Here is a 23,851-nt window from a genome sequence, read left to right on the forward strand (position 1 = left end):
GCGCGGCCCGTGGCGCAACCGGACCCCACTCAGATACGCAAGGGATCAATCTCCAACTGCCAGCGCACGCCCTTGGCATCGCCCAGCGCCTCGCCAAAAGTTTGCACCCACTCGCTGATAAATCTTTGCAGTGCAATGCGCGAGGTGCTTTCCACCAACATTTGCGCGCGCTCCCGGTTAGCCACCCGCACCATCGACATCGGCACCGGGTCATGGAGTTGCACCTCCGGCGCCATCCGGCACGCATCGGCCCGATTCCGCGCGCTCTGGAGGAAGGCCAGCGCACGCTCCAGTTCGGCATGGTCGGCCGTGACGAGCACCTGGTAGGCAAACGGGGGCAACCCGGCCTGGCGGCGCTCGCGCAACTGGGTAGCCGCGAATCCATCATAGTCATGGCGTACCAATGCCTGCAATGCCGATGCATCGGGATAGCGGGTCTGGATCAGCACCTCGCCCGCCAGCCCTGCCCGCCCGGCGCGTCCGGCCACCTGCATCAGGGAGGCAAACAAATGCTCGGCCGCGCGGAAATCGTGGCTGAACATGGCGGCGTCCGGATGGACGATGCCGACCAGGGTCACGCGCTGGAAGTCGTGCCCCTTGGCCACCATCTGCGTGCCGACCAGGATGTCGACCTCGCCCGCATGGACCTCATCGAACATGGCCTGCGCGCTGCCCTTGCGGCGCGTGGAATCGGCATCGATGCGGGCGATGCGCGCTTGCGGAAAACGGGCAGCCAGGGCCTCCTCGATGCGCTGGGTGCCCCTACCAAGTGGTGCTACATCCACATTTCCGCAATCCGGGCAATGATGGGGCACCGGGGATTCCAGCCCGCAATGGTGGCAGCGCAGTCGGCGCTCCGGCCGGTGCAGCACCATATAGGCCGAGCAGCGCGGGCATCCGGAGAGCCAGCCGCAGCTATCGCAGGCCAGCACCGGGGCGTAGCCGCGCCGGTTCAGGAACAGCAGGCTCTGCTCGCCACGCTGCAGGCGGGCCTCGATGGCGTTTAGCAACGGCACCGACAGCCCTTCGTAGAGGGCGCGCTGGCGTTGGCGTTCCTGGTTGATGTCGATCAGCCGCACCGTGGGCAGCGTGGCATCGGTCTGGGCCCGCTCACGCAGCACCAGCTTGCGGTAGGTGCCCTGCTCCGCACGCCACCAGGACTCCATGGACGGCGTGGCGGAGCCCAGCACCACGGCCGTGCCGAGCTGCTTGGCCCGCCATACGGCCAGGTCGCGTGCGGAGTAGCGCAGGCCTTCCTGCTGCTTGTAGGACGTGTCGTGCTCCTCGTCGACCACGATCAGCGCCAGGTGCGGCAGCGAAGCCAGCACCGCCAGCCGCGTGCCCAGCACGATGCGGGCCTCGCCGCGGTGCGCCGCCAGCCATTGCAGCGTGCGCTCCTGGTCGGCCAGGCCGCTATGCAGCACCGCCAGCGGCAGATGGGGAAAGCGCGAGGCAATACGGCCCTGCAGCTGCGGCGTGAGATTGATTTCGGGCACCAGCATCAGCACCTGCGCCTGCGCATCGCGCGCCAGCACTTCGGCCATGGCGTGCAGGTAGACTTCGGTCTTGCCGCTGCCGGTGACGCCGTGGAGCAGGAACGGCGCGAATCCCTTGGCCTGCGCGATCGCTTCCACGGCCACGCGCTGCTCTTCGTGCAGCGGCGGCGCGGTGGACGGCTCGGCAGCCGAGGGCGCGCCCAGCAAAGGCTGGTCGGCCCGCTCGGAGATCACCCAGCCGGCCTCGGCCCACTCCGCCAGGCGCGAGGGCGCCGCGCTGCAGAGCGCACGCGCCTCGGCGGCGGATACCGTCCGCACTTCCCCGGCGGCAGCCACCAGCGCCCGAGCCAGCGCCAGCACGGTGCGGGCGCGCGGCGGCACCGCCGCCAACAGCGCCTCGCCCTGCCCCGGGGCCACGCGGTAGTGTTCGCTGCGGGCTCGCAGTGCCAGCCGCGCCCAGCCGTCGGCCTCGCGCAGGGCCGGAGGCAGCGCGGGCAGCATGACTTCGCCCAGGCAGCGGTGGTAATAGCGAGCGGCAAAGCCTGCCAGCGCGATCCAGTGGGCGCCAAGCGGTGGCAGCCAGTCCAGGCGCTGTGCGACAGAGCGCAGCTTGCCGGCGGGTACATCGGAGTGCGCGCAACGCGATACGGCCACGCCGACCAGCGTACGGCGGCCGAACGGCACCGTGACCAGTTCGCCGGGCTGGACTTCCGGGCCAGCAAGGTAATCGAAGACATCGTCAGCCGGCGTATCGAGCGCCACCCGCACGACGGCCAGCGGTGCGCCGCCGGTGGGCGCCACGGCCAGCGCGGTTTGCTCGGGGATCCCCGGTGACGTCACACCGCGCCTCCCGGGCCGATCATCCAGCGCAGCGGTGGGTACGGTCCAGAATGGGGCGAGAAAGCCCAAAGCAAGTGCAGGCCGAGGCTGAGCCTCTTCCCAGACAAATTCAGTGTGCGGTGCAACATCAACTTAAAGTAACGCTTCAAATGTGCCCCTAAGTCGATGATAGATGGCTGGTTTTCCCGGCCCCGGGCACCGCCTGTGGATAACTTTGTTGAAAACTCGCCCGGAGTTCCCGCCAAGCCCCGTGAAACAAGGCTCCCACGGGCATTCCAGCCTGTGTGTGACCAGATGCAATGCCTTGTAAATCAAGGACTTGGCGACCTCCCTCAGATGAGTTAGGGACTAACCCGCTCTTGCACTGCGGAAAACCCATTGATGTGCATAAGTCAAGCCTTGACAAGCGCGAACCGGCACCGAAAGGGCGAAATATTGCAAAATAGTTTACTTGACAGCGCTTCGGGCAAGCCTCCCCCGGCACCTGCCCGTCTGGGTGCGGCGCGCGAGGCCGGCTCGCTGCGCCGCACAGGCGGTACCCCCTGATGGGAGGGAAGACGTGCACCGGCTGTCACCTTGCCGCGGTGCGCAGCTGACGGCTGTAGCGATGCACCTCGTCCACCAGCACCGTCACATTCTCGGGCGGGGTGAACTGGGAAATGCCGTGGCCGAGGTTGAAGACGTGTCCGTCGCTGCCGCCGCCGGCGGCATAGCTGTCGAGCACGCCACGCACCTGCTCGCGAATCGCGGCTTCCGGCGCAAACAGCACATTGGGGTCGATATTGCCCTGCAGTGCCACTTTGCCGCCAGTGCGGCGGCGCGCCTGCGTCAAATTGACCGTCCAGTCCAGACCAAGCGCGTCGGCGCCGATCTCGGTGAGCGCCTCCAGCCACAAGCCGCCGCCCTTGGTAAACACGATGGCTGGCACCTGCTCGCCGTTGTGCTCGCGCTTCAGGCCGGCCAGCACCTTGCGCATATAGGCCAGGGAGAACGTCTGGTACATGCCGTCGGCCAATGTGCCGCCCCAGGTGTCAAACAGCATCACGGCTTGCGCACCTGCCTCGATCTGCGCATTCAGGTAGGCCGACACGGCCTGCGCGTTGATCTCCAGGATGCGGTGCATCAGGTCGGGGCGGCTGTACATCATCGCCTTGACCGTGCGGAAATCGGAGGAGCCCGCACCCTCGACCATGTAGCAGGCCAGCGTCCAGGGGCTGCCCGAGAAGCCGATCAGCGGCACGCGCTGGCGGCCATCCTGCACCAGTGCCCGGCGGATCTCGCTGACCGCGTCGAACACGTAGGACAGCGAGGCCATGTCCGGCACCGCCAGCTTCTTGACGTCGCCTTCGGTGCGCAACGGGTGGGCAAAGCGCGGACCCTCGCCCTGGGCAAACGACAGCCCGAGGCCCATGGCATCGGGCACGGTCAGGATGTCGGAGAAGAGGATGGCCGCGTCGAGCGGATAGCGCTCGAGGGGCTGCAGGGTAACTTCGGTCGCGTAGGCCGGGTTCTTGGCCAGGCCCAGGAAGCTGCCGGCGCGAGCGCGCGTAGCATTGTATTCGGGCAGATAGCGCCCCGCCTGACGCATCAGCCACAGCGGGGTGTACTCGGTCGGTTGCCGGCGCAGCGCGCGCAGGAAGGTATCGTTCTGCAATGCGGTCATGGTCATCCTCGTAAGACCGCCATTTTACGGGATGGCCGGCCGCCGCCGGCAGCTTAGATGTCCGCCGCCAGTTCCTTGAAGGCCTGCGCTGCGCGGCGCATCCATTCGCGCGCGCGCGGGGCATCGGGCTGCAGGCGGGCAAAGCCATGCGTCATCCCGCTCGCCTCCAGCGTGATCACCGGCGCGCCGTAGCGCACCAGATAGTCAGCGTAGGCCAGGCCGTCGTCGCGCAGCACGTCGTGGGCGGCAACCACCACCACGCTGGCCGGAGGCAGGTGCTGTGGCGCGGCGCCCATCAGGTGGATGCGCGTGTCTTCGATGGCGGCGCCAGCGGCAAGGCGCTCGGCGCCGATGAACTCCGTCCAGAACCAGGCCATCTCGTCGCGGGTGAGGCCGGGGCCATCCGCAAAGGCGCGATAGCTTTCGCTGGCCAGCACGGGCGCGGCCACGGGATAGATCAGCAACTGGGCGTTGACCAGGCCGGGACGCCCATGCGCATTGGCCCAGCGCGCGGCCTGCGCGGCCAGGTGCCCGCCCGCGCTGTCGCCCGCCACGGCCAGGAAGCCTGCATCCAGGCGCAACCGGACGCGTTGCTCGGCGAACCACAGCACCGCCTGCAGCGCGTCGTCGCACGGCGTGGGGAACGGATGCTCCGGTGCCAGCCGGTAATCCACACTGGCCACCGCGCAGCCGGTGTCGGCGGCGAGCAGCGCTGCCACGCTGTGATGCGTGTCATGCGAACCCACCACCCAGCCGCCGCCATGGAAATAGACAATCAGGCGCGGCTCGGCCACGCCTTCCGGGCAGAACAATCGCGCCGCCAGCGTGCGGCCGGGTAGCGCCAGCTCCATGTCGGTGGACTTGATGCCCTCCGGGTCGGGCACGACCGAGGTCGCCGCGATCTCGGCGAAGCGCGCGCGGCGGCCGGCGGCACCGGCCGGCTCGGGCTGCCCGGCGTAGCGTTCGGAGAGCCGGCGGTAGTAGTCGAGAAGCTGGGGATCGATGGCCATGGCTGCTTGAGGCGGGGTTGAGGGTGAGATTGGGAACTAGATTCAGAGCTAGATTCGGAGCTAAGGTGACTAGTTTAGCGGGATCAGGCGGCCTGTCGCATCAGCTCGATCTTGCTGCAGCGGTCCTGCACCGCCAGCAACCCGGCGGCGGCGGCCCGGGCAAAAGCCGCATCATGGACAATGCCGAGTTGCAGCCAGACGCCGCGGGCGCCGATCGCGATGGCATCCTCGACCACCGGCGGCACATCGGCGGCGCGGCGGAAGATATCGACCCAATCAATGCGCTGCCCGGACTTGGCCAAGGCCGCGGCGGCGTCGGCGAGGCTGGCGTAGCAGGTCTCGCCCAGGATGCGCTCACCCGCATGGCGCGGATTGACGGGGACAATGCGATAGCCGTGGCGCTGCAGGTAGGCGGCTACTTCATGGCTGGGCCGGTCCGGGTGCCCGGACAGGCCGGCCACTGCTACCGTCTTCATCGCCAGCATGCCGCGAATGGCTGTCTGCATCTCGCTCACGTCGATTCCTTCTCGTTGGGTTCGGGGGACTGGTCGCGGCCGGCACCGGCCGGGCGGGCGCAACTGCCCAGCCGCGCGAACGGCACCGCTGCCTGGTAGGCGCCCTGCGCAAATGGGCCGACCGCGTAGGGGGCGTAGTGCAGCACCACGCCGCCGCGGTACAGGGTAAACGGAACGCGCGATTCCTGCAGCGCTTGTGCATCAAGCGCGCCACGCGCGGGCTCGGCCGCGCCCTGCCGCTTCAGTGCGGCTTGTAGCTCGTCGTTAAGTTTTTGCAAGCAGGCCTCGCCCGGCTGCAGGAGATCGGCAAGCCCGACCCGGCGATAGACCGGCGGGGCAGTTGGCGCGGATGCCATTGCACCCGCCGGGCCGCGACGCCGCCACGTGCCACTCACGAAGTCAAGGCTGCCATGCGCGCCACCGCTGTAGCGCCAGGTGGTGCGCAGCAGGCTGACGTTGCCGGCATCCAGCCGCATTACCTCGATCGCGCTACGGCATTCCTGTTCGCCCTGGCCGCAGCCGCTGGCACGGAGCGACGTAATGAGCGCATCCACATGCGGGCGGCCGGTTTCGGGATAGCGTTCGGTAAGACGTGCACCAGCCACATTCACGGTGCGCTCGCGATAGATTGCCTTGCGCGTGAGCGTCAATGCCTGGCGGCGGGACCCGTCGGTATTCATCCATTCCCCACTGACACTCAACCCATCGGAGGAGACGGTGCCCTCGAAACGTGCACCATCGCGGGCTTCGGGATACTCAACAGGCGCCTGGCCAGTGGCACGCTCGCGCACGCTCAGCCGTCCGTCGGATGTCAATTGGCCATCGAGTTGACGCGGTGCGGAGGCAAGCATTGAATCGTAACGGGCCGTGCCGTCGACTCCACCAGTGCCCGCGCGCGGAAATATCGTCAGCGAGACCTGTATGTGGCCGTCGAGCTCGCCTTGCCAGAGCGCGCCAGTGGGGGCTTGCGGCTCAGCCGCGCCAGCCTGGCCAGCCGCCATGAAAGACGTGGCCAGCAGCGCCGCCAGCCTATGCTGGACAAGGCCTCTCGCGATATCGACGGAGGCCTGGGCAGAGCGGTAAAAAGGGGGAAAGGGGAAGGAAAGCGGCATGGCAGTGGATGGCCGGACCGCAAGGCGGATGGCAGGATCAGCGAAAGCTATCGGACCCGCGCCGCGCAGTGATGTTCCCGCCGCCTGGCGGCGAGTGCGGTGGCACGTGGTCTAACGTGCCCATTTATGCCTATTTAGACGCTTATTTAGTTACCGCGCTTTCAACTTCTTGCAAACCGATACATTTTGTTACTGCCATCCCCAAAAGTTTCCCCCACAATGCTTCAACACAATCAGTTTTTGTGAAAGGCGTTCCCTCCCCCAGCAGAAAGGGAGGGCGTCATGGAAGAAAGCCTAAGGAAGCATTCCCACCCAGATTGACCGGATCACAGGCGATGCCTGTGATCGGTGTACCAGGTTGAGATGATGTTGGCGCTTGCCGGTTCCGGCTGGTTGGATCGTCTGAATGCGATCAATACCGCCTGACCGAGTGCTGGACCACCAAGAATGTGGTTAGCGTCTGTTGGTTGACCTGGACCTTACCCGTTCCTTCGAATTGACCCCTCGAAGGGATTTTCCCGTCCGCGCGGTGCCTCCCCGGCCCGCGCGCTTTTTTTTTGTCCTGAGCCGACAGAATAGTCGTTGGCATAAAAAAAGGCAGCCTCGCAGCTGCCTTTTTTTCGCCGCCGCCAAAAAAACAACAGCTGCGGCGGCCCTGCTTTTCTTACCGTTTCCGGCGCAGGCGCGCGATGGCGGCCAGCTGTGCTGCTGCCACGGCAAGCTCGCTCTGGGCACGTGCCAGGTCGAGATCGCTGCTCTGGTTCTGCATCAGCTCTTCGGCGGCGCGCTTGGCTTCCTGCGCCTTGGCTTCGTCGAGGTCGCTGCCGCGGATAGCGGTGTCTGCCAGCACGGTGACGTGCTTGGGCTGGACTTCGAGAATCCCGCCGGCCACGAACACGAACTCTTCGCTGCCGTCTTCCTTCTCGATGCGCACCGCGCCCGGCTGGATACGCGTAATCAGCGGCGTATGGCCCGGCAGGATACCCAACTCGCCCGACTCGCCCGGCAGTGCCACGAACTTCGCCTGACCGGAGAAGATCGACGATTCGGCGCTGACGACGTCTACAAGAATGGTTGCCATGTGAATTCCTTTAGTCCCTGAAAGCTTCGGCTTCCCGTTGCCAGGAAGCAAGTATTCCGCTGCCGTGCTGAGCGCGGCCGCCCCGGACATCGCTGTCCGTGGCTAGGCCGCCACTACGGCGCTGGCAGCGAAAGACGCCGCTTACTGGAGCTTCTTGGCCTTCTCGAAGGCTTCGTCGATCGAGCCGACCATGTAGAACGCTTGCTCCGGCAGGTGATCGCACTCGCCGTCCACCAGCATCTTGAAGCCGCGGATGGTTTCCTTCAGCGTGACGTACTTGCCCGGCGAACCCGTGAACACTTCCGCAACGTGGAAGGGCTGCGACAGGAAACGCTGGATCTTACGAGCGCGCGACACCGACTGCTTGTCTTCCGGCGACAGTTCGTCCATGCCCAGAATCGCGATAATGTCGCGCAGTTCCTTGTAGCGTTGCAGCGTTTGCTGCACGCGACGGGCCACGTCGTAGTGCTCTTGACCCACGACTTGCGGGTCCAGCTGACGCGAGGTCGAGTCGAGCGGATCGACTGCCGGGTAGATACCCAGCGCGGCGATGTCACGCGACAGCACGACGGTCGAGTCCAGGTGCAGGAAGGTGGTAGCAGGMGACGGGTCGGTCAAGTCATCCGCAGGCACGTACACGGCCTGGATCGACGTGATCGAGCCAGTCTTGGTCGAGGTGATGCGCTCTTGCAGCTTGCCCATTTCCTCGGCCAGCGTCGGCTGGTAACCCACTGCGGAAGGCATACGGCCCAGCAGTGCGGACACTTCGGTACCGGCCAGCGTGTAGCGGTAGATGTTGTCGACGAAGAACAGGATGTCACGGCCTTCGTCGCGGAACTTCTCGGCCATGGTCAGGCCGGACAGTGCCACGCGCAGACGGTTGCCCGGCGGCTCGTTCATCTGGCCGAACACCATGGCCACCTTGTCGAGAACGTTCGAGTCCTTCATTTCGTGGTAGAAGTCGTTSCCTTCACGGGTACGCTCGCCSACRCCGGCGAACACCGACAAACCGCTGTGCTGCTTGGCGATGTTGTTGATGAGCTCCATCATGTTCACGGTCTTGCCGACGCCGGCGCCACCGAACAGACCCACCTTGCCGCCCTTTGCGAACGGGCACACCAGGTCGATCACCTTGATGCCGGTTTCGAGCAGGTCAACCGAAGGCGACAGTTCATCGAACTTCGGGGCCTTCTGGTGGATCGAGCGCAGCTCGTCCGAAGCGATCGGGCCGGCTTCGTCGATGGGACGACCCAGCACGTCCATGATGCGGCCCAGCGTGCCGTGACCGACGGGCACCGAGATCGGGGCGCCAGTGCCCTTCACTGCCATGCCGCGGCGCAGGCCGTCCGACGAGCCGAGGGCAATGGTACGCACCACGCCGTCACCCAGCTGTTGCTGCACTTCGAAGGTCAGGCCCTTCTCGGCGAACGAGGCTTCGTTGCTGTCTTCCAGCACGAGCGCTTCGTAGACCTTAGGCAGCGCGTCGCGGGGGAACTCGATGTCCACCACGGCGCCAATACACTGCACAATATTTCCGATACTCATTTCGTATCTCCGATAGCTTGAATACTTGACGCCTTAGACGGCTGCGGCACCGCTGACGATTTCCGACAGTTCCTTGGTAATCGCTGCCTGACGGGTCTTGTTGTAGACCAGTTGCAGTTCGCCGATCACGTTCTTGGCATTGTCGGATGCCGCCTTCATGGCCACCATGCGCGCCGATTGCTCGGACGCCATGTTTTCGGCCACGGCCTGGTACACCAGCGCTTCGACGTAGCGGACCAACAGTTCTTCCACTACGGTCTGTGCGTCGGGCTCGTAGATGTAATCCCACGAGTAGGCGCGCTTTTCATCTTCGGTCTGGGCAAACTTGTCGGCGGGAAGCGGCAGCAGCTGCTCCACCATCGGCTCCTGCTTCATCGTATTGATGAACTTGGTGTAAGCCAGGTACACAGCATCGACTTCACCATTGGTGAAGGCGTCGAGCTGGACCTTAATGGCACCGATCAGTTTTTCCAGATGCGGGGTGTCACCGAGGTGCACCACGTGCGAGAGCACCTTGGCGCCGATGCGGCCCATGAACTGCAAGCCCTTGGAACCAATGGCGGTGCTCTGCACCTCCACGCCGCGGCTTTGCAGCTCACGCAGCTCATTGGTTACCGCACGCAGCACGTTCGTGTTCATGCCGCCGCACAGCCCCTTGTCCGTCGTTACCACGATCATGCCGGCGCGCTTGATGTCGCGTGCCACCATGAAGGGGTGCTTGAACTCGGGGTTGGCCGCAGCCAGGTGCGCCGCGATATTGCGCACTTTCTCAGCATAGGGACGGGCGTTGCGCATCCGTTCCTGCGCCTTGCGCATCTTGGACGCGGCGACCATCTCCATCGCCTTGGTGATCTTGCGCGTGTTTTGCACGCTCTTGATCTTGGTTCGAATTTCTTTCGTTCCGGCCATATCTTCCTCTCCATTCGTGCCGCACCGGCACCGTCATGGCAACGGTGCCGGCGCAGTTTCGTGGAATTGCGCGGTTAGAACGCGGCGGACTTCTTGAAATCCTCGATCGCGGCACGCAGGGTGGCTTCGTCTTCCTTCGACAGATCCTTGGAATCTTCGATGCGGCTGACGAGGTCGGCGTACTTGGTCTTCAGATGGTCGTGCAGGCCCTTCTCGAACGGGAGAATGTCCTTCACTTCCACGTTGTCGAGGAAGCCGTTGTTGGCTGCGTACAGCGACGCGGCCAGCTGCCACACCTGCAGCGGCAGGTATTGAGCCTGCTTGAGCAGTTCCGTCACGCGGCGGCCGCGCTCCAGCTGCTTGCGGGTGGCATCGTCCAGGTCGGAAGCAAACTGCGCGAACGCAGCCAGTTCACGGTACTGGGCCAGGTCGGTACGGATACCGCCGGACAGCTTCTTGACGACCTTGGTCTGGGCGGCACCACCAACGCGCGACACCGAGATACCGGCGTTGATTGCGGGGCGCACACCTGCGTTGAACAGGTCGGTTTCCAGGAAGATCTGGCCGTCGGTGATCGAGATCACGTTGGTCGGCACGAAAGCGGACACGTCGCCAGCTTGCGTTTCGATCACGGGCAGCGCGGTCAGCGAGCCGGTCTTGCCGGTCACTGCGCCCTTGGTGAACTTCTCGACGTAGTCGGCGTTCACGCGGGCTGCGCGCTCGAGCAGACGCGAGTGCAGGTAGAACACGTCGCCGGGGTAAGCTTCGCGGCCCGGCGGGCGGCGCAGCAGCAGCGACACCTGGCGGTAGGCCCAGGCTTGCTTGGTCAGGTCGTCATAGACGATCAGCGCGTCTTCGCCGCGGTCGCGGAAGTACTCGCCCATCGTGCAACCAGCGTAGGCAGCCAGGTACTGCATGGCGGCAGAGTCCGAAGCCGTAGCAGCAACGACGATGGTGTACTCCATCGCGCCCAGTTCTTCGAGCTTGCGCACCACGTTGTTCACGGTCGAAGCCTTCTGACCGATTGCCACGTAGACGCAGAAAACGCCCTTGCCCTTCTGGTTGATGATCGCGTCGACAGCAACGGCGGTCTTGCCGGTCTGGCGGTCGCCAATGATCAGCTCGCGCTGGCCACGGCCGATCGGCACCATCGCGTCGATCGACTTCAGGCCGGTCTGCACTGGCTGGCTGACCGACTGACGTGCGATCACGCCAGGGGCAACCTTTTCGATCACGTCGGTTTCTTTGGCGTTGATCGGGCCCTTGCCATCGATCGGCTGACCCAGCGTGTTGACCACGCGGCCCAGCAGTTCCTTGCCAACCGGCACTTCCAGAATGCGGCCGGTGCACTTGACCGGGTCGCCTTCGGAAATGTGTTCGTAGTCGCCCAGCACCACGGCGCCGACAGAGTCGCGCTCGAGGTTCAGTGCCAGACCGAACGTGTTACCGGGGAATTCCAGCATCTCGCCCTGCATCACGCCAGACAGGCCGTGCACGCGGCAGATACCATCGGTCACGGAAATCACCGTGCCGGTGTTGCGCACTTCAGCGTCGGCGCCAAGACCCGAGATGCGGGACTTGATCAGCTCGCTGATTTCTGAGGGGTTCAGTTGCATCACAATGCTCCTAATTCTTCAATCCGTCGGCTGGTGCGCTTCTCGCGCATCATGCGGTCAGCGCCACTTGCATTGCTGCCAGGCGCGCACGCACGGAGGTGTCGAGCACTTCGTCGCCGACCTTGACGCGCACGCCGCCAATCAGCGACGGGTCCACCGCAACCGAGGGCTGCAGCTTGCGGCCGAACTTGCGTTCGAGCGCGGCGACGAGGTCGGTCAGGCTTGCGCCCTCAATGGGGAAGGCACTCGTGATCTCGACATCAGCCGACCCTTCACGGTCGTTCTTGAGCGCATGGAACTGCTCGGCGATTTCCGGCAATACCGACAGGCGGTGGTTATCCACCAGCAGGCTGACGAAGCGCTTGGCTTCGTCGTTGACCGGAGACTTCAGGGCCGACAGGAACAGTGCGCCCAGCTTGTCGCCGTGCACGTTCGGATCGCCAGCCACCGCCTTCATGTCGGGATTGGCGGCAACTTGCCCCATTTCCGACACCAGCTCGGACCATGCATCCAGATTGCCGCTCGATTCGGTCGCGACGCGGAACAGCGCCTCGGCGTAGGGACGGGCAATGGTTGCGGTTTCAGCCATGATTAGAGCTCAGCCTTGAGTTGATTGAGCAGATCCGCGTGGACCTGCGCGTTCACTTCGCGCTTGAGGATCTGCTCGGCACCCTTGACGGCCAGCACGGCGACCTGGTCGCGCAATTGCTCGCGCGCGCGGGTAACTTGCTGTTCGGCTTCGGCCTTGGCCTGGGCAATGATGCGTGCGGCTTCTGCCTGGGCGTTTTGCTTGATCTCGTCAGCGGTCAGCTGAGCGCGCTTCTCGGCGTCAGCGACGCGTTGAGCGCCTTCGGTGCGGGCTTCGGCCAGGGCCTGGTCCACACGCTTGTTGGCGAGTTCGAGCTCAGCCTTGCCTTTTTCGGCGGCGGCGAGGCCATCGGCGATCTTCTTTGCGCGTTCGTCGAGCGCCTTCACCAGCGGCGGCCAAATGAATTTGGCAACTACCCACCACAGGATGAAGAACACGACCATCTGCGCAAAAAACGTTGCGTTCAGATTCATGGTGTGTTCCTTTCGGTAATCAAACTACAGATAAATGCGCAAGGGCGGCCAGGCTAAGTGGCCCGCGCCGCCCGTCAGCATCATGCAGACCGAAAAGAATTACTTGATGACAGCCAGCAGCGGGTTGGCGAATGCGAACAGCATTGCAACGCCCACGCCGATCAGGAATGCTGCGTCGATCAGGCCAGCCAGCAGGAACATCTTGGTTTGCAGCGGGTTCATCAGTTCAGGCTGACGTGCGCACGCTTCGATGTACTTGCCACCCATCAGGGCGATACCCAGGCAGGCGCCGATTGCGCCCAGACCGATGATGATGCCGATACCGATGGCGGTCAGACCCTGGATGTTGGCGAGATATGCTTGCATGACTACTCCTTTAATTGAGAAGAGACTTAGAACCAAAAAACCGAAAAACCGAAAAACTTAAATCAGTGGTGATCGTGTGCCTGGCCGATGTACACCAGCGTCAGCATCATGAAAATGAAAGCCTGGAGCAGAACGATCAGGATGTGGAAGATCGCCCATACCGTACCGGCCAGCACATGACCGACGAAGCCCAGCGCGGAGAGGTCCGCACCGAACGTCCAGATGGAACCCAGCAGCGCGATCAGCAGGAACACCAGTTCGCCGGCGTACATGTTGCCGAACAACCGCATGCCCAGCGAAACCGCCTTGGCCAGGAATTCAATCAGGTTCAGGATCAGGTTGAACGGGGCCAGGTACCACTTGGCGCCGAACGGGGCCGACAGCAGTTCATGGGCGAAGCCGCCCACGCCCTTGATCTTGAAGCTGTAATAGATCATCAGCACCAGCACTGCGCACGACATGCCCAGCGTACCGTTCAGGTCAGCCGTGGCAACCGCGCGGTGGTGCGGCAGATGGATGTGGAAGATGCCCAGCAGGCCGTTCAGGCCGGTAACCCAGTCGACCGGGATCAAGTCGATGGCATTCATCACCGTGATCCAGCAGAACACCATCAGTGCCAGCGGCGCGATGAAGGAACGGTCGCCATGGATGATGCCCTTGGCCTGGTCGTCGACCATCTCGACGATCATTTCGACGAAAGCCTGGAAGCGGCCCGGCACGCCAGCGGTCGCGCGGCGCGCGGCGGCGTACAGGAAAATCACGGCGATGGCACCGCACAGCACCGACCAGAACACGGTGTCGTAGTTAAGGACGCTGAAGTCAACGACGGAGGCTTGCTTGCCGCCAACCGTGTTGAGGTTCTGCAAGTGTTCGGCGATATAGCCGGAGGGGGTGAGGGCCTGTTCGGCGCCTTGAGCAGCTGACATGTCGAAACGAACCGTAATATTGCGAAACCAGTTGCCGGCATTTGCCGGTACGCTTCTTGCACCGCCTTCAGCACACTTTGCTGGTCACCGCGGGCAAGCTCGTTTGAACCTTATCCACGCCGCGCTTCACTGTTGTGACGCGCCACGCAAAAACATCTTGATATTCTGTTTTCGTGCCCCACTTCGACGAGAAGCACACTTATCCGACCTACCGCGCCTGGCCGGCCCACCCTGGGGCACAACCTCAGCGAATCGCCAGCGCGACCCAGTAAGTCTTGAGCACAAGCAGGAACGTGACCAGCATCGGTACCCAGCGCAACTCGCTGTACAGCACCACCACCAGGACGAACAACCCGGCGGTGGCAAACACCTTGATCGCCTCGCCGACCACCAGTCCGCTGATCGAGGGACGTTCGCGCGCCATCCAGAGTCGCAGCGCGAAGAAACCGCTGGGCACGAAACACACCGTGCCACCGAATAGTGCCGACCAACCCGCCGCACCGGCGTTGCCGCCAGCAAAGAGTCGCCAGGCAATGGCCGACAACAAGGTAACCGCAACCTGCGCCAGCACGACCCTGCCGGGCGTCATGCGCGAAGGGCGCAGCGCGCGCTCGCCGAACAGCGTTTCCGCCTCGACGCGCGACAGCGGATCGACCGCCTCTTCTTCGCGTTCTGCCTCGTCTTCCCAGGCATCACGCGTCTGCCAGTCGGTTTTCCGGCCGGCATCCTGACGATCTGAAACCACCTGCTATTGCCTTTGCTCGTTGCTGCTTGTTGTTTAATCCGCCCCGGAACTTTTCTGGACCGGCCGGAATTCAAACCGCACGATTTTACGAGGAATGCACCATGCGAGTCAATCTGCTTACAGACGCCTTGCAACAGTCCGCATTTCACTTGCAATCGCCACGAACCCATATTGCGTGCGCGGCCGACGCCCAACAATAACGCGCCAGGTAATTGAGCTGCCTAGGGCTGGCGGCGCACCATGATCGTTTATCGGCCTTGCACAGACCTTACACAGGCGTGCGCGCGCCGAGCCAGAACCGGCCGGCACCAAATTGCACCAAGCCGCTGCACAGCCGCACCGACCGTTAATCGCGCACTATTTTTGGGAAATCCCGCTCAGGCGGGTGACTGGCTTTCGCCGGGCTCGCGCAGGCGTGTCAGCACACCGTCGAGCGCATCATTGCTGGTGAAGTGAATGGTGAGCTGGCCTTTGCCCCGCACGCCCAGCTTGATCTGCACCGGCAGGCCAAGCACGTCGGATAGTTCTTCCTCAAGACGTGCCACGTCGCGCGCCGGCGCGCCGTTGTTCGGCTTCTGCAACCTGAGGTCAAAGGGCTTGAGGGTGGAGGCTACCAGCTTTTCGGTCTCGCGCACCGATAAACGTTTGTTAACGATCTGATTGGCGAGCGTGATCTGGTTGGCGCCGTCAGCGGAGAGCAGCGCACGGGCGTGGCCCATGTCGAGGTCGCCCGCCATCAGCATGGTCTGCACCGGCTGGGCCAGGTTCAGCAGACGCAGCAGGTTGGACACCGCGCTGCGCGAGCGCCCCACCGATTCCGCTGCCTGCTCGTGGGTGAAATTGAATTCGCGCACCAGGCGCATGATGCCTTGCGCTTCTTCCAGCGGGTTGAGGTCTTCACGCTGGATATTCTCGATGAGCGCCATCGCGGCCGCGGCTTCGTCGGCCACGTCCTTGACCAGTACCGGCACCTCTTCGAGCCCGGCGATCCTGGAGGCGCGGAAGCGGCGCTCGCCAGCAATGATCTCGTAGCGGTCCGGCTCGGCAACGCGGCGCACCAGGATCGGCTGCATCAGGCCTTGGGCACGGATGCTCGCGGCCAGCTCCTGCAGCGCGCCTTCGTCCATGCGCGTGCGCGGCTGGTACTTGCCAGGCTGGAGCTGGTCCAGACGGAGCACAGAGGGCGCACCCTCCTGCTTCACGGCGTCGACGATCTCGGCTGGCCCACCCAGCAGGGCTTCCAGTCCGCGGCCCAGGCCCTTCTTCTTCGCGGTGCTCATCTCGGTATCCTGTATTCGGTGACTCTCAACCCGGTGACTCTCAACCCGGCGTTCAGTCGAGTTGCTTGACGCGCGCGATCATCTCGGCGCCGAAATCGAGGTAGGCCTTGGCCCCCTTGGACGACGGATCGAACGCCACACCCGGCATGCCATAGGACGGTGCTTCTGCCAGCCGCACATTGCGCGGGATGACGGTCTTGAACACCTTCTCGCCAAAATGCGACTCAAGCTGGGCCGACACCTGTTGCTGCAAGGTAACACGTGGATCAAACATCACACGGAGCAAGCCAATCACCTTCAGGTCGCGATTGAGGTTGGCATGCACCTGCTTGATGGTATTGACGAGATCGGACAGCCCTTCCAGCGCGAAGTACTCGCACTGCATCGGCACGATCACGCCGTTGGCCGCGCACAGCCCGTTGAGGGTCAGCAGCGACAGCGACGGCGGGCAATCGATCAGCACGAAATCGTATTCGGCATCGACCTCGGCAATCGCGTTCTTGAGACGTTTCTCGCGCTGGTCCAGTTCGACCAGTTCCACTTCCGCGCCGGCCAGTTCGCGGTTGGCGGGCAGCACGTCGTACTTGCCGGATTCGGAATGCTGGCGTGCCTGGCTCACCGTCGACAAGCCAACCAGCACCTGGTAGACGCTGTGCTCGAGCGACTGCTTGTCGATGCCGGAACCCATCGAGGCGTTGCCCTGGGGATCCAGGTCGATCAGCAACACACGCTGGTCCTGTGCCGCCAAGCCGGCGGCAAGGTTCACCGTGGTGGTGGTCTTGCCGACGCYGCCCTTCTGGTTTGCGATCACGAATACCTTGGCCATATGTTCCTGCTGCTCCTGCTTGATTTCTACCTGCCGGGGGTGGGCGCCGGCGACAACCACCGGCCGGGTCAGCGGCGCGACAGCACCACCAGGTGACGTTCTGCGTCCAGTTCCGGCACGGTCAGGCGCGGTATTGCCTCGACCTGCCACTCGGCCATCAGGCCGGCCGCTTCCATGCGATCGAGTTCGGGCTGAGGATAAACGCCCTTCATGGCAATCAGCTTGCCGCCCGGCGCCAGCAGGTGGCCGGCGAGCGATGCAAAATCGCTCAGCTCGGCAAACGCACGAGACGTAATGACTGCATACCCCTTGTCGTCTTCCAGCTTCTCGACCGGGCCCCAGTGGGCGGCGGCGTTGGACAGGCCGAGCTGTGCCCGGCACTGCGTGAGGAAAGCGGTTTTCTTTTGCACGATGTCGACCATCAGCACCGACAGGTCGGGACACGTGATGGCCAGCGGCAGACCAGGCATGCCGCCACCCGAACCCACGTCCAGCACCCGGCCACGCGCGCCCTCCTCTACCGCCGCGGCGCGAGCCGCTTGGGCCAGCGCCGGCACGGCGGCCAGCGAGTCGAGCATGTGGTGCGTCAACATCTCGTCGGGATGACGGATGGCGGTCAGGTTATAGATGGCATTCCATTTGCGCAGCAGTGCCAGGTAGGCAAACAACTGATCGATCTGGCTCGCGGAGACCGCCAGGCCGATGGCGGACAAGCCGGCCTCCAGGCGGCGGCGCTGGTCGGCGTCATCCACGGCCGCGTAACGTTGGTTCCTCACTCAGGCGGCCTCTTGGCTGGAGTCGGACTTGGCACGCCCCATGCCCTTCTTTTTCAGATGGACCAGCAGCAGCGAAATCGCAGCCGGCGTCACGCCAGAAATTCGCGATGCCTGGCCGAGGGTCTCGGGCCGGTGCTGGTTCAGCTTCTGGCCCACCTCGATGCCAAGGCCGCGCACTTCCGTGTAGTCGAAATCCTCGGGCAGGCGGGTGGATTCGTTGGCTTCGAGCTTGTCCACTTCTGCGGCTTGCCGCGCGATGTAGCCGTGGTACTTGATACCAATCTCGATCTGCTCGCGAATCTGCCCGACCAGCAGAGGATCGGCATCGAGTGCCTGGGCAGGTGCGAACTTGCCGTCCTGCAGCGCCATCAGCGCTTCGTACGTGACAGCGGGACGGCGCAGCAGATCGGCGAGGTTGTACTCGCGCTCGATCGCTTTGCCCAGCAGCGGCACGGCATCGGCTTCCGGCAGGATGCTCGGATTCACCCAGGTACCCTTCAGCCGCTCTGTTTCACGTGAAACAGCATCGCGTTTCCGGTTAAATGCATCCCAGCGCACATCATCGACCACACCCAGCTCCCGACCGGCCTCGGTCAGTCGCATATCGGCATTATCTTCACGCAGGCTCAAACGGAACTCGGCGCGGCTGGTGAACATTCGGTACGGTTCCGAGACCCCACGGGTGATCAGATCATCGACCAGAACCCCAAGATAGGCTTGGTCCCGCCGGGGAGTCCAGGCATCGCGCTCCCGTACGAAGCAGCCGGCATTGATCCCGGCCAGCAGGCCCTGGGCAGCGGCTTCTTCGTAGCCGGTGGTGCCGTTGATTTGCCCGGCGAAGAACAAGCCGCTGATGGCCTTGGACTCCAGCGAGGCCTTGAGGGCACGCGGATCGAAGTAATCGTACTCAATGGCGTAGCCGGGGCGCAGGATGTGCGCGTTCTCCATGCCGCGGATCGAATGCACCAGGGCAAGTTGCACGTCGAACGGCAGGCTGGTGGAAATACCGTTGGGGTAGAACTCGTTGGTCGTCAGCCCTTCCGGTTCCAGGAAGATCTGGTGGCTGTCCTTGCTGGCAAAGCGGTGGATCTTGTCCTCGATGCTGGGACAGTACCGCGGCCCTACCCCTTCGATCACGCCGGTGTACATCGGCGAGCGATCCAGGCCGCCACGGATGATGTCGTGGGTCCGGCTATTGGTATGCGTGATCCAGCACGGCAGTTGCTGCGGGTGCTGCTCGGCACGGCCCAGGAAGGAGAACACCGGCACCGGATCGAGATCGCCGGGCTGCTCGTCCATCACGGAGAAGTCGATGGTGCGTCCGTCGATACGCGGCGGCGTACCCGTCTTCAGGCGGCCCTGCGGCAGCTTGAGCTCCTTCAGGCGCGCCGACAGCGAGACCGAGGCTGGGTCGCCCGCGCGACCGCCAGTGTAGTTATCCAGCCCGACGTGAATCTTCCCATCGAGGAAGGTCCCGGCGGTCAGCACCACGGCACGAGCGCGGAAGGTGATGCCGACCTGGGTGACAGCGCCGACGACACGATCACCCTCCACTACCAGGTCATCCACGGCCTGCTGGAACAGCATCAGGTTGGGCTGATTCTCCAGCCGCGTGCGAATCGCCTTGCGATACAGCACGCGGTCCGCCTGAGCGCGGGTGGCACGTACGGCCGGGCCCTTGCTGGAATTCAGGATGCGGAATTGGATGCCCGACTCATCCGTGGCTGCCGCCATGGCGCCGCCCATTGCATCCACCTCCTTGACGAGATGGCCCTTGCCAATGCCGCCGATGGACGGATTGCAGCTCATCTGACCAAGGGTCTCGATGTTGTGGCTCAGCAGCAGCGTCTGGCAACCCATACGCGCCGCGGCGAGTGCAGCTTCCGTGCCGGCGTGGCCACCACCGACAACAATGACATCGAATTCTTTTGGGTAAAGCATGGAGGCACCTCCTCCGGGAGGCTAGCGGGAATAAATCGGGATGCCGAATTATAACGGCAATCTCCGTGGCGCCCCTGCGCCGCAGCATGTTTCACGTGAAACATGCTCCATGAAGAACTTGGGTGTGTTCCACGTGAAACAAAAAACCGGGCGCAATGGCCCGGTTTCTCATGTGCATGGCGGAAGGCCGCAGCACTTACGGTCTGCGCTGCTCGCTCAGATAAACGCCGATGCGCTCGACAAGTCGACCAAGATTTGTCCGAAGTTCGTCAAAGCCACTGTTGCGCTCTCGCGTCACTTCATCCATGTACAAGGGCCGGCGGATCTCGATCTGCAAGCTGTTACGCCGTTCGGCCGGACGGCCGATCTGTGCGATCAGTTGCACGCCCTTATACGGATCATTGCGTGCCACGGTATATCCCAGCGCGCGCAGCTCCGATGCCACCAGCCCGACAAAGCCAGCCTCGCAGGTGGCGCCATCGCGGTCGCCCAGCACAAAGTCCGCCAGCGGATGCGGACTCTGAATCTTGAGGCGCTCGTATGCATTGTTCGGCATCGAGTGCAGGTTCAGATGCCAGACCGCCCCGAAGCGCCGATAGGTGTCCTCCACCGCTTCCGACAGCGCCTGATGGTAGGGGCGATAGTAGCGGTCGATCCGGTCGCGTACCTCTTGCAGCGAGAGCTTACGGTCGTAGATCGGCGTGGCCGCATCCATGTTCCGCCAGATCAGCCCGTAGCCGAGGCGAGTCTTCTCGCCTGGCGCCAGCGGCTCGGGCCAGGTGCCGTCCAGCAAGTCGGGGTCCAGATCATCTAGCGTGCGATTGGGATCGATGTAGACCCGCGGAAAATTGGCCGCGATCAGCGTACCGCCGACGCGCGGCACGGATTCCCAAAGCGCGTCGATATGCGTGTCCTCGCCGGCACGCAGCCGCTGCGTGGGGATTGCCGCCCGGAAATCCTGCGGGTAACGGGTGCCACTATGCGGCGAGTCGCACACCAGCGGCAGCGTCTGGGCCGAGGGCGAGAAGCGGACAAAGGGCTCGAAGTTGTCGCTCATCGCCATCAGTCCAGTTTGATATTGGCGGCCTTGGCCACACGTGCATAGCGCGCCATGGCCTGCTGGATTTGCACCTTGAAGCCGTCCGGCGTGGTCGGCACCAGCGTGCCGCCGGACTCCTCCACCTTGCGCTTGAACTCGGGATTCAGCATCGCCTTGTGAATGGCGTCGTTGAGCTTGGCGACGATGGCCGGCGGCGTGCCCGCGGGTGCGACGATGCCAAACCAGCCGCCATCGCCCATCTCCTTATAGCCCAGCTCCGCATAGGTCGGGACATTGGGCAGCTGCGGCGAACGGGCGGAGCCGAGCACGGCCAGCGCGCGCAGCCGGCCCGATTTCACGTGGGGCAGCGTGGACGAAAGGTTGTCGGTAATGGCATTGACCTGCCCTGCCACCGCATCGTTGAGCGCCAGGCCCGCGCCCTTGTACGGAACGTGCAGCATGTCGATCTTGGCCAGCATCATGAAATTCTCGATGTTCACATGGCCAAGCGAGCCGGCGCCGGGAGAGGCGAAGCTGTACTTGCCGGGGTTGGCACGGACAAGCGCGACGAACTCCTGCATGGTCTTGGCCGGCACGCTGGGGTGCACAGCGAACACGCTCGGGATGGCCACCACGTTGGTGACTGGCGCAAAATCCTTGATCGGATCGTAGTTCAGCTTCGGATAGACAGCCGGGTTCGAGCCGTGCGTGCTGACCGTCGCCATGCCGATGGTGTAGCCGTCCGGCGCCGCGCGGGCGACCTGCTCCATGCCCAGTGAGCCACCGGCGCCACCCTTGTTCTCCACCACAATGGACTGGCCCAGCTCGCGCCCGCCGAACTCCGCAACCAGGCGTGCCGACAGGTCGGTCGAGCCGCCCGCGGCGAAGGGCACGATCAGGCGAATCGGCTTGTTCGGATAGTTGGCCTGCGCTTGCGCACCGCCGGCTGTGGTCAGGCTGGCGCATGCCGCCAGGCAAGACAAGACAAAATGCCGGCGCGGCAGTTGGGCTCGGATCATGCGGACTTCTCCTTGGATTTCTATGAGTTGACTCGCCAAGTGTCGGGAGTTTACCGAGTCCGCACAAACGACTATATTGCACGGTTGCATTACCAAAGATCATTCTCGGCACACCCACCCCCACCGCATGCGGCTACGCTCGCCCTCGATGTCCGAACTCCATGCCTTTGCCGCCGCCGCGCGGCTGGGCAGCTTCACGCGCGCGGCCGAAGACCTGTGCGTAACCCAGGGTGCGATCAGCCGTGCGATTGCCCGGCTGGAATCCCACTTTGGCCAACCTCTGCTCCAGCGCAATGCTCATCGACTGACGCTGACGGATGCTGGCAAGCAACTGCTGGAGGCCGYGGCCGGTCCGTTGGCAGCCATTGAGAGCGCCAGCGCCGCCCTCCTCGCCCGTGACCGCCAGCACCACCTGACGCTGTCGGCCGTGCCCACGCTGGCCAGCGTATGGCTGGTGCCCAGGCTGCCGGATTTCCACCGCCGCTACCCTGATGTCCGCCTGGACTTCGTGCCCTACCGGCGCGATGAAGACTTTTCAGGCCCCGCGCCCGATGCTGCCATCCTGCCGGGCACGCCGGATCGCTGGCCAGGCCTGCAATCCGACTACGTGATCGGCAGCGAGATGGTGCCCATCTGCCACCCCGACCGCGCTCGCGCCCGCCACGAGGCCGGCCGCTGGTCCGAGCCCGCCGAACTCCTCGATGAGCCCCTGCTCTATCACACCACCGCGCCGGCAAACTGGCAGCACTGGCTGTGCGCCGCCGGCGTACCCAGTGCTGCGCCCACGCTCTCGAAAGGCTTCGACCAGGTCTCGATCCTGGTGCAAGCGGTCAAGGCGGATATGGGCGTGGCGGTACTGCAGCGCTGCCTGGTACGGGATGAGATCGCTGCGGGGCGCGTGGTGGCGCCGTTCGATTTGCCGATCCGGCTGACGCGCGGCTACTTCCTGTGCGCACCGCGGGAGCGGCGGGACCATCCAGCGTTTGCGCAGTTTCGCGCATGGTTGCTGGGCGTGGCGGCACAGGACCCGGATGTGCTTCAGCTCAATGAAGAAAATTCACCAGAAAAATAGAACTGATCTTCATTTGCTAAATGACATCCATCATGTGCATACATCTCACCATCCAGCAGCTTATTCATCATCGCAATAAATATAAATATCAAACTTTAAGATAGATATATTCATATCATGAATTTGAAGCGTACCCACTGCTGCGCTATCCAACGGACAATGTCGCCAACAAATCGGCCACATCAAAAAATGCACTACATAAATAATAACGGCGAACAATGTTCGCCGTTATTATTCTGGAGAATCCAAAAAGCAGAAAAGCGCTAAGCCGCCTTCTTCGCCAATCCCAGATACGTCTCGATCACCTTCGGATTAGCCGCGAGCTCGGCAGCCGGCCCCTCCATCGCCATATCCCCGGTCTCGATCACGTACCCGTAGTCCGCCACCTGCAGCGCCGCCCGCGCGTTCTGCTCGATCAGCAGCGTCGCCACCCCCGTCTTGCGCAGGTCATTGATGATGTGAAAGATCTCCTTGACGATCAGCGGCGCCAGCCCCAGGCTCGGCTCGTCCAGCATCAGCAGTTTCGGCTTGGCCATCAGCGCGCGGCCCACCGCCAGCATCTGGCGCTCGCCTCCGGACAGCGTGCCGGCGTCCTGCTTCGCCCGCTCCTTCAGGCGCGGGAACAGGCCGTAGACCACTTCCATCTGGTCGAGGAAACTCTTCTCACCCGCACGCTTGCGGCGATAGGCGCCCAGCACCAGGTTGTCCGCCACGCTCATCGAGCCAAACAGTTCGCGCTTCTCCGGCACCAGGCACATGCCTCGCGCCACGCGCCCTTCCACCGGCAGCCCGGCGAGGTCGTGGCCGAGGTAGGTCACCGCGCCGGTGGACGAACCGCTCACCGGCAGCGCGCCCATGATGGCGTTGAGCATGGTGGACTTGCCCGCGCCATTGGGGCCGATCACCGTGACGATCTTTCCCGCTTCCACTTTCAGGTTCGCGCCGTGCACGGCTTCGACCTTGCCGTAGCGCACGTGCAGGTCCTTCACTTCCAGGATCAGGCTCATTGTCG

General features: G+C 63.8%; 22 protein-coding genes. 1 reads left to right on the forward strand and 21 read right to left on the reverse strand.

Going from position 1 to position 23,851, the window contains the following annotated elements; translation table 11 throughout:
* Positions 1-29: 29 nt before the first annotated feature.
* From AB4061_RS17050 to AB4061_RS17145, 20 genes are all read right to left on the reverse strand, one after another.
* Positions 30-2,321 carry a primosomal protein N' gene (locus tag AB4061_RS17050; RefSeq protein WP_441635865.1) on the reverse strand — a complete coding sequence of 764 codons (2,292 nt, stop codon included), beginning with the start codon at positions 2,319-2,321 and terminating at the stop codon, positions 30-32.
* Between the two features lie 586 nt (positions 2,322-2,907).
* The gene (hemE, locus tag AB4061_RS17055) at positions 2,908-4,005 is read right to left on the reverse strand and encodes a uroporphyrinogen decarboxylase (protein WP_043350749.1); all 1,098 of its coding nucleotides are present in this window, start codon (positions 4,003-4,005) and stop codon (positions 2,908-2,910) included.
* Positions 4,006-4,052: 47 nt separating this feature from the next.
* Entirely contained in the window at positions 4,053-5,009 is a 957-nt protein-coding gene (locus AB4061_RS17060; RefSeq protein ID WP_441635757.1) for an alpha/beta hydrolase, read from the reverse strand.
* An 83-nt stretch (positions 5,010-5,092) separates the two neighbouring features.
* The gene (locus AB4061_RS17065; protein WP_441635867.1) at positions 5,093-5,515 is read right to left on the reverse strand and encodes a CoA-binding protein; all 423 of its coding nucleotides are present in this window, start codon (positions 5,513-5,515) and stop codon (positions 5,093-5,095) included.
* A 5-nt stretch (positions 5,516-5,520) separates the two neighbouring features.
* Complete coding sequence (locus AB4061_RS17070; protein WP_441635759.1) at positions 5,521-6,636, reverse strand: RsiV family protein; 1,116 nt, start codon at positions 6,634-6,636, stop codon at positions 5,521-5,523.
* 664 nt (positions 6,637-7,300) lie between these two features.
* A complete protein-coding gene (locus tag AB4061_RS17075; RefSeq protein WP_043350759.1) occupies positions 7,301-7,717 on the reverse strand; it encodes a F0F1 ATP synthase subunit epsilon in 417 nt (138 codons plus the stop codon).
* Between the two features lie 141 nt (positions 7,718-7,858).
* A complete protein-coding gene (gene atpD / locus AB4061_RS17080) occupies positions 7,859-9,262 on the reverse strand; it encodes a F0F1 ATP synthase subunit beta (RefSeq protein ID WP_150987508.1) in 1,404 nt (467 codons plus the stop codon).
* Between the two features lie 33 nt (positions 9,263-9,295).
* Positions 9,296-10,171, reverse strand: a complete 876-nt coding sequence (gene atpG, locus AB4061_RS17085) for a F0F1 ATP synthase subunit gamma (protein WP_416049966.1) — start codon at positions 10,169-10,171, stop codon at positions 9,296-9,298.
* Positions 10,172-10,245: 74 nt separating this feature from the next.
* A complete protein-coding gene (atpA, locus tag AB4061_RS17090; RefSeq protein WP_253929172.1) occupies positions 10,246-11,787 on the reverse strand; it encodes a F0F1 ATP synthase subunit alpha in 1,542 nt (513 codons plus the stop codon).
* A gap of 49 nt (positions 11,788-11,836) precedes the next feature.
* Positions 11,837-12,376, reverse strand: coding sequence for a F0F1 ATP synthase subunit delta (locus AB4061_RS17095; protein WP_441635762.1), 540 nt, complete (start codon positions 12,374-12,376; stop codon positions 11,837-11,839).
* A gap of 2 nt (positions 12,377-12,378) precedes the next feature.
* The gene (locus tag AB4061_RS17100) at positions 12,379-12,849 is read right to left on the reverse strand and encodes a F0F1 ATP synthase subunit B (RefSeq protein ID WP_043350775.1); all 471 of its coding nucleotides are present in this window, start codon (positions 12,847-12,849) and stop codon (positions 12,379-12,381) included.
* A 99-nt stretch (positions 12,850-12,948) separates the two neighbouring features.
* Complete coding sequence (gene atpE, locus AB4061_RS17105) at positions 12,949-13,215, reverse strand: F0F1 ATP synthase subunit C (protein ID WP_006157246.1); 267 nt, start codon at positions 13,213-13,215, stop codon at positions 12,949-12,951.
* Positions 13,216-13,277: 62 nt separating this feature from the next.
* Positions 13,278-14,141 carry a F0F1 ATP synthase subunit A gene (gene atpB / locus AB4061_RS17110; protein ID WP_150987512.1) on the reverse strand — a complete coding sequence of 288 codons (864 nt, stop codon included), beginning with the start codon at positions 14,139-14,141 and terminating at the stop codon, positions 13,278-13,280.
* Between the two features lie 244 nt (positions 14,142-14,385).
* Positions 14,386-14,886 carry an ATP synthase subunit I gene (locus AB4061_RS17115; RefSeq protein ID WP_043350778.1) on the reverse strand — a complete coding sequence of 167 codons (501 nt, stop codon included), beginning with the start codon at positions 14,884-14,886 and terminating at the stop codon, positions 14,386-14,388.
* Between the two features lie 377 nt (positions 14,887-15,263).
* Positions 15,264-16,166, reverse strand: a complete 903-nt coding sequence (locus AB4061_RS17120) for a ParB/RepB/Spo0J family partition protein (RefSeq protein ID WP_043350783.1) — start codon at positions 16,164-16,166, stop codon at positions 15,264-15,266.
* A 52-nt stretch (positions 16,167-16,218) separates the two neighbouring features.
* Positions 16,219-16,992 (reverse strand): ParA family protein, encoded by a 774-nt coding sequence (locus AB4061_RS17125; RefSeq protein WP_441635766.1) that lies wholly within the window; start codon positions 16,990-16,992, stop codon positions 16,219-16,221.
* A 68-nt stretch (positions 16,993-17,060) separates the two neighbouring features.
* A complete protein-coding gene (rsmG, locus tag AB4061_RS17130; RefSeq protein ID WP_441635768.1) occupies positions 17,061-17,768 on the reverse strand; it encodes a 16S rRNA (guanine(527)-N(7))-methyltransferase RsmG in 708 nt (235 codons plus the stop codon).
* The gene (gene mnmG / locus AB4061_RS17135; protein ID WP_441635770.1) at positions 17,769-19,709 is read right to left on the reverse strand and encodes a tRNA uridine-5-carboxymethylaminomethyl(34) synthesis enzyme MnmG; all 1,941 of its coding nucleotides are present in this window, start codon (positions 19,707-19,709) and stop codon (positions 17,769-17,771) included.
* Between the two features lie 196 nt (positions 19,710-19,905).
* Positions 19,906-20,766 carry an N-formylglutamate amidohydrolase gene (locus AB4061_RS17140; protein ID WP_441635772.1) on the reverse strand — a complete coding sequence of 287 codons (861 nt, stop codon included), beginning with the start codon at positions 20,764-20,766 and terminating at the stop codon, positions 19,906-19,908.
* A gap of 5 nt (positions 20,767-20,771) precedes the next feature.
* The gene (locus AB4061_RS17145) at positions 20,772-21,767 is read right to left on the reverse strand and encodes a Bug family tripartite tricarboxylate transporter substrate binding protein (protein ID WP_441635774.1); all 996 of its coding nucleotides are present in this window, start codon (positions 21,765-21,767) and stop codon (positions 20,772-20,774) included.
* A 127-nt stretch (positions 21,768-21,894) separates the two neighbouring features.
* On the opposite strand from AB4061_RS17145, the gene AB4061_RS17150 reads away from it, so the two are divergent.
* On the forward strand, positions 21,895-22,839 hold the full coding sequence (locus tag AB4061_RS17150; protein ID WP_441635776.1) for a LysR substrate-binding domain-containing protein: 945 nt from the start codon (positions 21,895-21,897) through the stop codon (positions 22,837-22,839).
* A gap of 263 nt (positions 22,840-23,102) precedes the next feature.
* Here AB4061_RS17150 and AB4061_RS17155 read toward each other — a convergent pair whose 3' ends face one another.
* Entirely contained in the window at positions 23,103-23,846 is a 744-nt protein-coding gene (locus tag AB4061_RS17155; RefSeq protein WP_441635778.1) for an ABC transporter ATP-binding protein, read from the reverse strand.
* Positions 23,847-23,851: the final 5 nt, after the last annotated feature.

The organism is Cupriavidus sp. YAF13, from assembly GCF_052113425.1.
GTDB lineage: Bacteria > Pseudomonadota > Gammaproteobacteria > Burkholderiales > Burkholderiaceae > Cupriavidus.